Genomic DNA, 13862 nt, shown 5'->3' on the forward strand with positions numbered 1-13862 from the left:
CCCGCCGAGATGCAGCTTCAGCCCGGTGGCGACCCGGCGCGTCGCCTTCATGATGCGATCATCGCAGCCGCTGATGATCACGATCGCCATCGCGCGGAGGTTTCGCTCCGCGACGAAGCGCAACAGCTCCACCCCGTCCCGCTCGCCGAGCGACAGGTCCAGCGCCATGACGTCGAAGGCTTCACGCGCCAGAAGCTCGGTTGCAGCCTCGTACGACGGAACAACGACGGAATCGTATCCGAGCTTCGAGCCGATCTTGCTGATCAAAACCCGCTGCACCAGGTCGTCGTCGACCACAAGAAGACGGCCTCTCGTCGCGCTCATCATCAATCTCCCTTGATGGCTTGCACGCTAGAGCGGCGGCCTCGCTTGGTCGTGAATACAAGACGGCTAAAACTTTCCCTATCGGGAAGCATTTGTTAGCCACGTTTCGTAGCCATCCAAACCTTTGATTTTAATAGATTATTTTGATCACTTCGCGGCCGTCTGGCGAAACGGTATTGGAATGACGCGTCCGATGTGCGCGTGTGATGAACGTGTCATGAAGCTTTCTATCGGGAGCTGGCAAGCGCGTGCGGGAGAGGTGCGCGCGACTAGCCGGCCGGCCGCTGCCGGCGAAACCAAGCCCAGGTCTCGCGCGTCGTTCTGATATAGCCGCGGCCGCGATGGACGATCTCGCCATCGACGATCTCGTTCAGCTTCGGCAGCGCGTGAAAGGGGATCGAGGGATAGGCGTGGTGCTCGACATGATAGGGCATGTTCCACGCGAACCATTTGACGAACGCGCCCGTGTACGTCGTGCGGGTGTTGTGGAAGGCGCTGCGGGTGCGGTCGCAGCCGGTATGCTCGGCATAGAGGTAGGGCCGCAGGAAGAGCTGCCCGATCATCAGCGGCACGACCCAGACCCAGAGCAGCAGCGCCGAGGAAAGCCAGAGTGAGAGCGCGAGCAGCAGTGCATAGAGCGCGGTATAGATTCGCGCCTCCGCCACGACGGCGGCGCGCTTGCTCTCGGGGATCCAGGGCACGGTGACCTTGCCGCTGACCGCATGGCCGAGCATCAGCCGCAGCCGGCCGGCCACCTGAAGCAGGCCGCTATAGGCGAGCGCGAGCTGCGTGTCGGAGGTCGGCTTCACGCCGACGATCAGCTCCGGGTCTTTCTCCGGATCCTGGGTGTAGCGGTGGTGGTCCCAATGAAACAGGCAGTAATATTCGTAGGGCAGTCCGATGAGGAAGGCCGACAGATGGCCGACGACGAGATTGAGGGAGCGACTCTTGAACGCGGTCTTGTGCGCGGTCTCGTGCACCGCCATGAACAGGAAGGCGACGACATAGCCCTGCACCACCATCAGCGGCAGCGCCCAGAGCACGCCCCATGTCGACGCAACCTTCCAGATCAGGGCGCCGACCAGCAAGATCACGCCGTAATGACCGAGGCTCTGCGCCGCACCCCTGGGGTCGGAGCGAACCGACAATTCGCGCAGCATGGCCGGCGTCAGCGGCTTGAGGCGATGGCTGTTGTCTGAAACGGTTGCGTCGCTCATGATGGATTGCCTGGCCTACTTGCGGAGAAGCTCGGCGATCTCGGCCTTGATGAAGGCCAGGTCGCGCGGATTGTTGACGGGGTTGCCGGCGCGATGCCCATGCGGCGACGGGATCGGATGCAGCACGGCGGATTTGGCGTTCACCAGCCGGCCGAGTTCGTCCTCGTTGTCGCGAACGTCGAAATAGCGATCGGTCGCGCCCGGCATCAGCAGCATGTGAGCCTTGATCGCCCCCAGCGCCCGATCGAAATCACCCGCGAATGTCGGGCAGCGGCTGACGTCGCCATTCTGCCAGATCCCGATCTGCGCCAGGAGGTCGTTGGCGTCGCGCCGCGCAAATGTCGCGTCCCAGGCACGGACGAGATAGTCCTCGAGCGAGGTGAAGCCGACCTCACGCCAGAGCTCGTCACGATAGAAGCCGTGCGACATCGCCCAGCCGGCATAGACGCGCCCCATGGCGCGATAGCCGGCGACGGGCTTTTCGGCGAAGCGGCCATCGCGAAAGGCAGGGTCGGCAGTGAGCGCGGCCTTCACGCTTTCCAGGAACACGTAGTTGTAGGGTGCACAACGGGCGCTGCCGCAGACGACCGAGGCGTGCGCGACCATGTCAGGGTGCAGCGCCGCCCAGTGATAGGCCTGCATCCCGCCCATCGACCAGCCATAGACCAGGGCCAGCTTCGAGATGCCGAAGCGCTCAATGAGCAGCCGGTGCTGAACCGCGATGGCATCGTGATAGGTCACCTCGGGGAAGGGCGCGGGCGTATTCGAGGGCGAGGACGACAGGCCGTTGCCGAACAGGTTCGGGATGATGATGAAATAACGCGTGGGATCGAGTACGCGGTCCGGCCCGATCAGCCATTCAGTATCAATGTGCTGCGCGCTGAACGAGGTCGGATAGAGGATGACGTTGTCCCTGGCCGCATTCAGCTCGCCATAGGTCTTGTAGGCGAGCTTCAGCGAGGGAAAGACGGTCCCGCACTGGAGCAAGACGTCGCCGGCTTCGAAAACCTCATAGTCACGCTGCGCCGTCATGCATACAGCTCCCGTCACGGAGGTCGCAAAACCCCTGTGGCTTGCGCGATGCATCGATCATGCCGGCCCCCGCCGATGCGTCGTTGCATCAGATTTATAATTGTACTTTTAGTACAGTTATTAGAAGCCGGCAAGATAAATCCGATCCGTACACCCGCTCAGGCGATGGCGGACAGATAGCGCGCCACCGACGCCGCAAAGGCGGCCTTGGCGCCCGCGGCGATGTTGCGGCCCCACCAGGCTCCGTAGATCCGGTCGAAGGCGAACGGCTCGACCGCTGCCGCGATCCGCCGTACCGCGGCGGCGTTGAGCGGCATGTAGTTCGGGTAGGAATACATGAAGCTGACGAAGCGCCGGTCCATCGTCACCTGGGCGACGTCCCCGGTGAGCAGCGCGCCCTTGCCCTCCGCACCGCGCGCATAGTGCAGCACGGTGGCACCCGGGAAGTGGCCGCCGGTGCGCAGCAGCAGCACGTCGTCGGAGATGCGATGGCTTTCGCCGGTCCAGTGCACAATCGCCGGATGAGGCCGTGTGACGAAGGCGCGATCGTCGGCATGCAGATAGACCGGTACGCCGCCGAACGTGTCGCTCCAGTCGGCGACCGCGCCGTAGTAATGCGGATGCGAGATCGCGATGGCCTTCAACCCGCCGAGTGCCGCGACGTACTGGATGGCCTCATCGGATGCGAGTGGAATGCAATCCCACATCACGCAGCCGTCGTCTTGAGGCACCAGCAGTGCGCGCTGCCCGATGGCAAAGCTCGGCTCCATCCCGATGCCGGTGAGGCCGAGATCGTCTCGTCCCACGACCTGGTGCGTCCGCGCGAGCTCCTCGCGCGTCAGAAAGGTCTGCCCCTTCCAGTTCACGAATTGCCGCTCGTCCTCGCAAATCGGGCAGGAGCCGGGCGGTGCTCCGCGTGAGGGAAATTGAGCGCCGCAGGTTTCGCAGGTCCAGAGAGACATAACTCCCGCTCCGTTGGAAGAACGCAGGATGACATTGCAGGCAAGCGCCCGGCAAGATCGATGACCGGCAGCAGCGGTTGGAACCAACGCGGCGAGCGCCATGTTCCTGCCGATCCGCGGCGTGCTCGCCTTTTTCGTCACGGGATGGTGGGGCGTCGTACCGATGCAGGTGCTCGGCGGCTCCGGGCTCGCGTCGATCGCTCTTTGGCTGGCCTTCGGGGCGACAGCGAAGAAGTCTTGAGCTTCAGCGCACAGCACCGACGTCACGGCGCAGACTGCCGATCGAGACCGATCCGTCGGGCGGAAAGCCGGCAAGTTGGGGCATCGCCTGGCGCGATCCGAGGGCACTTGGCTGCGGCACCCGGTCGCTGGCCCATTGCGCAGTTGCGGGTGGCTTTTCGCGCAATCCCGGGCCTTTCTGGTTGCCGCAGTTCGCCGTACGGAAATACAATCTGCGACAGATGACCGACGAACGTTTGTCACCCGACCGATGATCCAGCCTCAACTCTCATTCGACGGCGACCCGAACGGTCCGGCCTATGAACGATGGCGCGAGCAGTTTTGCCGTCAGGTGGCGAACGTCGATTTCGTGCCGGTGGGCGACGGGCGGGTTCACCGGACCATTGCGCCGGCCATTCTGCCCCGCCTCAGGCTCTCGGCCTCCTTCGGCTCGCCGATCTCTTTCGTGTCGTTGGGGACCAACGACGAATTGGTGATTACGATGTCGCCCAATTCGGCACTCAGCGGAGCCATGGGACATCGTGCGCTGGAGGTTGCCGCAGGCGACGTCACGATCGGCGACCCCTCGATCAAGGGCGCCCAGATCACCCAGATCGGGCATGGCAATTTCAAGACCGCGCTGCTGCCGCGCAAGGCCCTGCTGCGCGCGTGCCCGAATGCCGAGGACCTGATTGCAGGTTCAATCCCCGGCGCCAATCCGATCACGTCGATGTACCTCCGCTATTACGACCTCGCGCATATGTATGCCGACAAGCTCGCGGCCGCGGAGCTGGACGCGGTCTCGCAGCATTTGTTCGATCTCGCTGTGCTGATGATCGGAGCCCGCGGCGACGTCGCGGAGGAAGCTCGCGCGCGCGGACTTGCTGCGGCCCGCCTCGAAACCCTGAAGGCCGACATCCTGGCCCAACTGGCCAGCCCCGCGCTGTCGCTCACCGGCCTGTCGGCCGCTCACCGGATCAGCCCGCGCACCATCCAGCTGCTATTCGAGCGGGCCGGCATCACCTATAGCAGCTTCGTACTGGAGCAGCGGCTGCTCCGCGCCGACCGGCTGCTGCGAAATCCCGCCATGCGCATGCGCAAGATCATCGAGATAGCGCATCTCGCGGGCTTCCACGACGTCTCCTACTTCCACCGCGCGTTTCGCCGCCGCTTCGGGCAGACGCCCGACGATGTCCGCAAGCTGTCCGGCGGGACCAACTAGGCGAACTCGACCACGATCTTGCCGAAATGGCCGCCGTGCTGCATCAGCCGCATCGCGTCCGGCACGGCATCGAAGCTGAACACACGATCGATCACCGGTCTCATCCCATTGCGTCCGATCGCTCTCGTCATGGCCTCGAACATGCGGCGGCTCCCGACGGAGAGGCCGATGACGTGCAGGTTCTTGGCGAACAGGCTCGAGATCGCGATCTGCTGCGATGCGCCCGTGAGTATGCCGATCACCAGAATGGTGCCGCCGACGCGCGCGGCCTCCAGCGATTGCGAGAACGTATCCTTGCCGCCGACCTCGACGATGTGGTCGACGCCGCCGCCGGTCCACTCAGCCGCGACCTTGCCCCATTCCGGCACTGACCGGTAGTTGATGGTGTGGTCGGCTCCGAGCGCCCGGGCACGTTCGAGCTTCTCGTCGCTCGACGACGTCACGATCACGCTCGCCCCGGCGAGCTTTGCGAATTGCAGCGCGAAGATCGAAACGCCGCCGGTGCCCTGCACCAGCACGGTATCGCCGGGCTGCACTTTCGCTTCCTCGAACAACGCGCGCCAGGCGGTGAGCCCGGCGCAAGGCAGCGTCGCGGCCTCCTGGAACGACAGATGCGGAGGGATGTGGCTGACGCCCTCGGCATCGAGCACCATGACCTCCTGCAGAACGCCCGGCCGCGTGCCGCCGAGCGCGTAACGGCGGCTGGCCGCCGCCCCATGATTGGAAGAACATCGGAGAGACCCGATCGCCGACCGCGACGCGGGTCACGCCATCGCCCACCGCGACCACTTCGCCCGCACCATCCGAGAACGGAATGAGCGGCAATCTTGAAACGCCGCCCTTGCCCTGCACGGTGAGCAGGTCGCGATAGTTCAGCGACGCCGCCCGCATGCGCACCGCGACCTGGCCGGGGCCGGGCGTCGGGTCCGGCAGATCGACCAGATCCATCCCCTCGATCGACCAATCGCGTGTCACCTGCCAGGCTTTCATGGCGATCGCTCCGTCTCAGGTCCCGAAATTCTTCTGGATCGCCTTGTCGAGCGTCTCGCCGCCGACGAAGCGTTGGCGCAGCTCGCGCTTGAGCAGCTTTCCGCTCGGATTCTTCGGCAGGCTGTCGACGAAGATGACGCGCTTGGGCACCTTGAAATGTGCCATCTGGCCGGCGCAGTGCTTGATGACGGACTCTTCGTCCAGCGTCTCGCCGCTCTTGACCACGACGATCGCGGTCACCGCCTCGATCCAGCGCGGATCGGGCAGGCCGACGACGGCGACCTCGGACACTGCGGGGATGCGGTAGACCATCTCCTCCACCTCGCGGCTCGCGACGTTCTCGCCACCGGTCTTGATCATGTCCTTGACGCGATCGACCACAGTGATGTGGCCCTCGTCGTCGACGGTGGCGAGATCTCCCGAGTGAAACCAGCCGCCGGAAAATGCGGCCGCGGTCTTCACCGGATCGTTGTAATAGCCGGAGAGCAAATGCGGCGAGCGGTGCACGATCTCGCCGACTTCGCCGACCTTGACGTCCTCCATCGCCGTGTTGACCACGCGCGTCTCGACGTTGAGCACGGGCTTGCCAGCTGAGCCCGCCTTTCGCAGCTGGTCCTCCGGCCGCAGCACGGTTGCGAGCGGCGCTATTTCGGTCTGGCCGTAGAAATTCCAGAACTTGACGTTGGGCAGGCGGCGCTGGAGCTCGAGCAGCACCTCCACCGGCATGATCGAGGCGCCGTAATAGCCTTTTTGAAGCGTCGACAGATCCGTCTTGTCGAAGTTCGGCGAGCGCAGCATCGCGATCCAGATCGTCGGCGGCGCGAAGAACGAGGTGATCCTGTGGGCCTGGATCAGGGTCAGGATGTTCTCGGCGGTCGGCTTGCCGGTGATGACGCCCGAGGCGCCGAGATAGATTTGCGGTCCCAGGAAGACGTCGAGCTGGGCGCAATGATAGAGCGGCAGCGCGTGCAGGAACTTGTCCTCCACGCTCATGCCGCCATCGATGATGCAGCTGACATACTGCCACATCACGGCTTCATGGGTCAGCATCGCGCCTTTGGGCAGCGACTCCGTGCCGCTGGTGTAGACGATCTGCGCCAGGTCCCGGCTGTCGACGGATGCCTCCAGGAACGAGCCGTCGGCATGCAGGAGATCATCGAAGGTGGTGAGGCCCGCAGGCGCCGTCGCCACATCCTCGCCCGGCAGCCAGATCATCTTCTCGACCGCGCAATCCCGGGCGCTGGCCGCGCGAGCCTGCTCGACGAAGTCCGGTCCGGTCGCGAGCAGCCTTGCCCCGGAGCTCTTCAGGATGAAATTGATCTCGTCCGGGTTGAGCATGAAATTGATCGGCACCAGCACGGCGCCGATCCGCGCCACCGCGAAGCGCAGCGCCGCGAAGGCGTGCGAGTTGCGCGAGAGCACGGCGACACGGTCGCCCTTCCTGACGCCGAGGCCGAGCAGGCCGCGGCCGAGCCGGTTGCAGATCGCATCCATCTCGGCAAAGGTCCAGCTGACGTCGCCGCAGCTTGCCGCGAGCTTGTTCGGTTCCCGGCCCGCCGAGCGGCGCAAGAGATCGCCGATTGAATGCTCGCGCGCTTTCGAGATGATGGCTGCGGTGTCGCCGGTCATGTGTTCCTCCATGTGATGTCTTTATTTGTTGGATCTATCGTTTGAAATCTTGCGCTATCGGCGCCGGGTTGCCTGGGCGTGCTCCATGTACATGTGCTCGACCGAGCGATCGAGAGAAGCGATCTTCTCGAAGCCGCGTCGCCAGTCCTGCAAGTGCCGGCGCGTCCACAGCACGCCGGCTTCGCGGTCGCGGCGGCGGATCGCATCGATGAGATGGCGGTGCGCCGCGACGAGGCGCGGGCCGCCTTCGGCGACACCGGTCACGATCATCTCGGTGGTCGGATAGAACAATTGCGCTGCCGGCTCGCGCGCGAGCTGGAGCACGCGGTTCTGCGAGGCCTTGGCGACCAGAACGTGGAATTCGGCATCGCATTCGGCAAGCATCGCGGCATCGCCGACGACGGCCTCGCTGCGCGCGAGATTGCCGGCGAGCTCGGCGATGTTCTCCTCCGTCGCCCGTTCCACCGCGCCCTCGATGCTGGCGACCTCCAGCGTCATCGAGGCCTCGTACAGTTCTCGGAAGGTAACCTCGTGCAGGACCAGCGCGCGGCTGAGGCGGCTCGCGAGCTTGCTGTAGCGCGGCAGGCAGGCGTGCAGGCGGCGCGAGGAATCGCGCCGGATCAGCCCGCCCTCCTCCAGCACGCGGATGCCCTCGCGAATGGTCGAGCGATTGACGCCAAACTGGCGGACCAGATCGTGCTCGGTGCCGATGGGATCGCCCGGCTTGATGCGGCCATTGACGATCTCGCGCTCGATGGCGTCGGCGACCTTCTGATAGGCGGGCGCAACATCGATCGGGCGAAACAGCGGAGCGACAGGCACATCAAACTCCATTGGCGATTGTCCGACAAACTGTATGCCTGTCCGGAGAATGCGTCAAACTCTCGCATTTGAGCCTCAGACGCAAGAAATTGACTCTGCCGGAACGTGGTTCTAGCTTTGTCGGACAAAGGGACAGAATAGCCCCGCATAAGAGGAAACGTATCCAATGAGACCTATCGCGGCACTCGTGTCTGCGGCCGGATTGCTGTCGGCTGCCTTGATCACCCCCACCTCGGCCCAGCAGGCACCGCTCAAGATCGGCGTGCTCTCCGACTTCTCGTCCGTCTATTCCGACATCGGCGGCATGGGGAATGTCGAGGCCACCAAAATGGCGATCGAGGACTTTGGCGGGCAGATGTTCGGCAAGCCGATCGAGATGCTCAGTGCCGACGTGCTCAACAAACCCGACGTCGCCTCCACCATCGCGCGCAAATGGTGGGAGACCGAAGGCGTCGACATGATCATCGATCTGCCGACATCGGCGACCGCGCTCGCGGTGATGGAGCTGTCGAAGCAGTACGAGAAGATCATGATCGTGACGGATGCGGCGAGCTCCGACATCACCGGCAAATCCTGCTCGCCCTACACCGCGCACTGGACCTACGACACCTACGCCAACGCGCACACCGTCGGCAGCGCCATCGTCAAGAACGGCGGCGACACCTGGTTCTTCCTGACCGCGGACTACCTGTTCGGCCATTCGGTCGAGCGCGACACCGGTGACGTCGTGAAGGCCTCCGGCGGCAAGGTGCTGGGCAGCGTCAAGCATCCCCTCAACACGGCGGACTTCTCCTCGTTCCTGCTTCAGGCCCAGGCTTCCAAGGCCAAGATCATCGGCCTCGCGAATGGCGGCGGCGACACCATCAACGCGATCAAGCAGGCCGGCGAGTTCGGCATCGTCGCCGGCGGCCAGAACCTGGCTGCGATCGTGATGTTCATCTCCGACGTGCACAGCCTCGGGCTCAAGCTTGCGCAAGGGCTGATCGTCACCGAGGCTTACTATTGGGACCTCAACGACAAGACCCGCGCTTTCGGCAAGCGCTTCCTGGAGCGCGTCAAGCGCATGCCGACCATGAACCAGGCCGCCACCTACAGTGCGACCCTGCATTACCTCAAGGCGGTGCAGGCCGCCGGCACCCGCGACACCAAGACCGTGATGGCCAAGATGCGCGAGCTGCCGGTGCGGGACGCCTTCACCGACAATGGCACCCTGCGCGAGGACGGCCGCATGGTGCACAGCATGTACCTGTTCCAGGTGAAGAAACCGGAGGAATCGAAGGGGCCGTGGGATTACTACAAGCTGCTCGCCGAAGTTCCCGCCGACCAGGCGTTCCGCCCGCTGAAGGACGGTGGCTGCCCGTTGGTGAAGTGAGACGGCCCGAATCGAGCCGATAGTAATCCGTTCAGCGAGTCTCGCTCGTCCGCTCGAGGCGGACGAGCGGTCATGAGCGCAGGCCCAAAATAGAGGCAGGACGCCTCGCGCCGCGGGCTGATCTGCATCAAGTTGCGATGCGGAGTTCGCTGCAATGTTGAGTCAGCCCTTCCGCACGATCTGCGGCCGGGCGTTCGTGTCTCAACAATGGGCGCCGCCGCACGGCGTTATGAACAGATGAACTTTACACCCGGTCGCGTTGTCGCCGCGCTCGCCATCCTGCTCGCGGGCGGCGGCTATTACTATTGGCAGCACCGCGACACCAACGCACTGCCACCGGGGTTCGCCCGCGGCAACGGCCGCATCGAGGCCGTCGAGATCGACATCGCCACCAAGACGCCGGGACGAATCCGCGAGATCCTGGTCAACGAAGGCGACTTCGTCAGCGCGGGCCAGGTTCTGGCACGCATGGACACCGAGCAGCTGCAGGCCCAGCGCCGCCAGGCCGAAGCGCAGCTCCAGCGCGCCATGATCAATGTGGAGACCGCGAAGAGCCTGGTGAACCAGCGCGAGGCCGAACGCAAGGCCGCCGAAGCCGTGGTCGACCAGCGCATCGCCCAGCTCGACACCACGAGCCGCAAGCTCGACCGGTCCGAACAATTGATCAAGACGAGTGCGGTGTCCCAGCAGGTCCTGGACGACGATCGCTCCGCCAACGCCACGGCGAAGGCGGCACTCGCTGCTTCGCAGGCCCAGGTGGCGGCATCGGAAGCTGCGATCAGCTCCGCGCGGGCCCTGGTGATCGATGCCGGCGCCGCGGTCGACGCGGCCAAAGCCGCGATCGAAAGCATCAACGCCGACCTCAACGACAGCGTGCTGAAGGCGCCGCGCGACGGTCGCGTGCAGTATCGCGTGTCCCAGCCCGGCGAGGTGCTCGCTGGCGGGGGCCGCGTCCTCAACATGGTCGATCTCGGCGACGTCTACATGACGTTCTTCCTTCCGACGGCCGATGCCGGCCGCGTCGCGATCGGTGCCGAGGTTCGCCTCGTGCTGGACGCCATCCCGCAATATGTGGTTCCCGCCAAAGCCAGCTTCGTCGCCGACGTCGCGCAGTTCACGCCCAAGACGGTCGAGACCGAGGAGGAACGCCAGAAGCTGATGTTCCGCATCAAGGCGCATATCGCGCCCGATCTGCTGCGCCAGCACATCGAGCATGTGAAGACCGGCCTGCCCGGCATGGCCTATGTGCAGCTCGATCCGGCCGCGCAATGGCCCGACAACCTCAAAATCAAGCTGACACGATGAGCACGACTGCCGCAGCCGAAGCGCCGGCTGCCGTCGGCAGCGTGGTGCAGCTGGACGGCGTGGGCCTGAGCTACGGCAAGACCCGGGCGCTCGAGTCCATCACGCTCGACCTGCCGTCCGGCTGCATGGTCGGGGTGATCGGCCCCGACGGCGTCGGCAAATCCAGCCTGCTCGCCCTGATCGCGGGCGCGCGCGAGATCCAGCAGGGGCGCATCCACGTGCTCGGCGGCGACATGGCGAGCGCGCGCCACCGCCGCATGGTCTGCCCCGACATCGCCTACATGCCGCAGGGCCTCGGCAAGAACCTGTATCCGACACTGTCGGTGTTCGAGAACATCGATTTCTTCGGCCGCCTGTTCGGACACGACAAGGCGGAGCGGAACAGGCGGATCGCCGGCCTGCTGCGCGACACCGGGCTCACGCCCTTTGCCGACCGGCCGGCGGCAAAACTCTCCGGCGGCATGAAGCAGAAGGTCGGCCTGTGCTGCGCGCTGATCCACGATCCCGAACTCCTGATCCTGGACGAGCCGACCACCGGCGTCGATCCGCTGTCGCGCCGCCAGTTCTGGGAACTGATCGCCTCGATCCGCGACGGCCGGCCCGGCATGAGCGTGATCGTCTCGACCGCCTACATGGAAGAAGCTGCGCAGTTTGATTTCCTGATCGCGATGAACGCCGGCCGCGTGCTGGCGACCGGCACGCCCGCTGAACTCAAACGGCAGACCGGCGCCGATACACTCGATGAGGCCTTCATCCGTCTCCTGCCCCACACGGAGCGCAGCAACCATATCGATGTCGTCATCCCGCCGCGCGGCGAAGGTCACGAGGAGATCGCGATCGAAGCCGACCACCTGACCCGACGGTTCAACGGCTTCGTTGCCGTCGACGACGTCAGCTTCCGCATCAGGAAGGGCGAGATCTTCGGCTTTCTCGGCTCGAACGGTTGCGGCAAGACCACGACCATGAAGATGCTGACCGGCCTCCTGCCCGTCAGCGAAGGCACCGCGCGGCTGTTCGGCAACACCATCGACGCCCGCGACATGTCGGTGCGGCGGCGCATCGGCTACATGTCGCAGGGCTTCTCGCTCTATTCGGAGCTCACGGTTGCGCAGAACCTGGATCTGCATGCGCGGCTGTTCGATCTGCCGGCGGACACGATCGCGCCGCGCATCCGCGAGATGATCGCCCGGTTCGATCTTGCCGACGTCGTCGATGCCCTGCCCGACGCCTTGCCGCTCGGGCTGCGGCAGCGGCTGTCGCTGGCGGTCGCCATGATCCATGCGCCGGACATTCTCATCCTCGACGAGCCGACCTCCGGCGTCGATCCCGTCGCTCGCGACCGCTTCTGGCAGATCCTGGCCGAGCTTTCCCGCAAGGACAACGTCACCATTTTCGTCTCGACTCATTTCATGAACGAGGCGGAGCGCTGCGACCGGATCTCGCTGATGCATGCCGGCAAGGTGCTGACCTCGGACTCGCCCGCAGCCATCGTGGCTGCGCACGGCACGGCCACGCTGGAAGAGGCCTTCATTGCCTGCCTGGAGGCAGCGATCGCCGACACCGGGGACTCAGCCGGACCGCCTGCGGTCGGATCGCCGGCGCCCGCGGAGACCGCGGCGCTTCCGCGCAAGCACGGCGCGAGATTCAATCCCACGCGCATGCTCGCCTATTCCCGGCGCGAAACGCTCGAGCTGCGGCGCGATCCGATCCGCGCCACGCTCGCGATCCTCGGCAGCGTGCTGCTGCTGTTCGTGCTCGGCTACGGCATCAGCATGGACGTCGAGAATCTGACCTTCGCCGTGCTCGACCGCGACGACAGCGCGATCAGCCGCGACTACAGCCTTCAGATCGCGGGCTCGCGCTATTTCACCGAGAAGCCCCCGATCACAGACTACGCCGATCTCGACCGCCGCATGCGCGCCGGCGAGATCGGCCTCGCCATCGAGCTGCCGCCGGGTTTCGGCCGCGACGTCAGCCGCGGCCGCCATGTCGAGATCGGCGCCTGGGTCGACGGCGCCAATCCGACGCGGGCCGAGACGCTGCGCTCCTACGCCCAGGCGATCCACGCGAGCTGGCTCGCACAGAAAGGCCGCGAGCTCTATGGCGATGCTGCCATCGCCGGCGCCTACCAGCTCCAGCTGCGCTATCGCTACAATCCTGATGTAATCAGCGTCGTCGCCATGGCGCCGGGCATCATCCCGCTGCTGCTGGTCATGATTCCTGCCGTGCTCGCCGCACTGGCTGTTGTGCGCGAGAAGGAGCTCGGATCGATCGTCAATTTCTACGTGACGCCGGTGACACGGCTGGAGTTCCTGCTCGGCACCCAGCTGCCCTATGTCGTGCTGGCATTCGGAAACTTTCTCCTCCTCGTCGGCTTTGCCCTCGCCGTCTTCCGCGTGCCTTTCACCGGGAGCTTTCCGACCTATGCGCTGGCCGCGCTGCTCTACGTCACGGCCACGACCGGCTTGGGGCTGGTGATCTCGGCCTTCATGAACAGCCAGATCGCGGCCTTGTTCGGCACCGTGCTGATCACGCTGATACCGGCCATCCAGTATTCCGGCCTGATTGATCCGGTCTCGTCGCTCCAGGGCCTGGGGGCCGCGATCGGGCGGCTCTATCCCACCACCTACTTCGTCACGATCTCGCGCGGCACCTTCTCCAAGGGCCTCGGCTTCGACACCCTCCACAACGATCTGCTGGCGCTCGCCATCATGGTGCCCGTGCTGATGGCGGCCGGCGCAATGCTGCTGAAGAAACAGGCCCGTTGA

The 13862-nt window shown here is 65.0% G+C and carries 12 protein-coding genes and 1 pseudogene; 5 read left to right on the forward strand and 8 right to left on the reverse strand.

What is annotated here, in order from left to right:
* The 4 genes from AX729_RS14245 to AX729_RS14260 form a co-directional block, all read right to left on the reverse strand.
* Positions 1-324: response regulator (locus AX729_RS14245; protein ID WP_197433602.1), on the reverse strand; the 324-nt coding region annotated here is incomplete at its 3' end.
* Positions 325-593: 269 nt separating this feature from the next.
* On the reverse strand, positions 594-1541 hold the full coding sequence (locus tag AX729_RS14250; protein ID WP_061024010.1) for a fatty acid desaturase: 948 nt from the start codon (positions 1539-1541) through the stop codon (positions 594-596).
* Positions 1542-1556: 15 nt separating this feature from the next.
* Positions 1557-2573 (reverse strand): alpha/beta fold hydrolase, encoded by a 1017-nt coding sequence (locus AX729_RS14255; RefSeq protein WP_061024012.1) that lies wholly within the window; start codon positions 2571-2573, stop codon positions 1557-1559.
* Positions 2574-2731: 158 nt separating this feature from the next.
* Positions 2732-3535 (reverse strand): MBL fold metallo-hydrolase, encoded by an 804-nt coding sequence (locus AX729_RS14260; protein WP_061024014.1) that lies wholly within the window; start codon positions 3533-3535, stop codon positions 2732-2734.
* A gap of 100 nt (positions 3536-3635) precedes the next feature.
* On the opposite strand from AX729_RS14260, the gene AX729_RS39630 reads away from it, so the two are divergent.
* Both AX729_RS39630 and AX729_RS14265 read left to right on the forward strand, forming a co-directional pair.
* Positions 3636-3776 (forward strand): hypothetical protein, encoded by a 141-nt coding sequence (locus tag AX729_RS39630; protein ID WP_156456952.1) that lies wholly within the window; start codon positions 3636-3638, stop codon positions 3774-3776.
* A 249-nt stretch (positions 3777-4025) separates the two neighbouring features.
* Entirely contained in the window at positions 4026-4976 is a 951-nt protein-coding gene (locus AX729_RS14265) for an AraC family transcriptional regulator (RefSeq protein ID WP_061024016.1), read from the forward strand.
* Here the strand turns inward: AX729_RS14265 and AX729_RS14270 are convergent.
* The 4 genes and pseudogenes from AX729_RS14270 to AX729_RS14280 form a co-directional block, all read right to left on the reverse strand.
* On the reverse strand, positions 4973-5629 hold the full coding sequence (locus AX729_RS14270) for a zinc-dependent alcohol dehydrogenase family protein (RefSeq protein ID WP_245325166.1): 657 nt from the start codon (positions 5627-5629) through the stop codon (positions 4973-4975). The genes AX729_RS14265 and AX729_RS14270 overlap by 4 nt on opposite strands.
* Before the next feature lie 121 nt (positions 5630-5750).
* Positions 5751-5966: pseudogene (locus AX729_RS41655) on the reverse strand (alcohol dehydrogenase catalytic domain-containing protein); the annotation flags it as partial.
* Positions 5967-5981: 15 nt separating this feature from the next.
* A complete protein-coding gene (locus tag AX729_RS14275) occupies positions 5982-7595 on the reverse strand; it encodes an acyl-CoA synthetase (protein WP_061024247.1) in 1614 nt (537 codons plus the stop codon).
* A 54-nt stretch (positions 7596-7649) separates the two neighbouring features.
* Positions 7650-8417 (reverse strand): FadR/GntR family transcriptional regulator, encoded by a 768-nt coding sequence (locus tag AX729_RS14280; protein WP_502686909.1) that lies wholly within the window; start codon positions 8415-8417, stop codon positions 7650-7652.
* 166 nt (positions 8418-8583) lie between these two features.
* Between AX729_RS14280 and AX729_RS14285 the strand changes: the two genes are divergently transcribed.
* The 3 genes from AX729_RS14285 to rbbA all read left to right on the forward strand — a co-directional run bounded on the left by AX729_RS14285 (position 8584) and on the right by rbbA (position 13862).
* The gene (locus AX729_RS14285) at positions 8584-9789 is read left to right on the forward strand and encodes an ABC transporter substrate-binding protein (protein ID WP_061024020.1); all 1206 of its coding nucleotides are present in this window, start codon (positions 8584-8586) and stop codon (positions 9787-9789) included.
* Between the two features lie 237 nt (positions 9790-10026).
* A complete protein-coding gene (locus AX729_RS14290) occupies positions 10027-11094 on the forward strand; it encodes an HlyD family secretion protein (RefSeq protein ID WP_061024248.1) in 1068 nt (355 codons plus the stop codon).
* Positions 11091-13862 (forward strand): ribosome-associated ATPase/putative transporter RbbA, encoded by a 2772-nt coding sequence (rbbA, locus tag AX729_RS14295; RefSeq protein WP_061024022.1) that lies wholly within the window; start codon positions 11091-11093, stop codon positions 13860-13862. Before AX729_RS14290 ends, rbbA begins: the two co-directional genes overlap by 4 nt.

The organism is Bradyrhizobium sp. CCH5-F6 (assembly GCF_001556045.1).
In the GTDB taxonomy this organism is placed as follows: Bacteria; Pseudomonadota; Alphaproteobacteria; order Rhizobiales; family Xanthobacteraceae; genus Bradyrhizobium.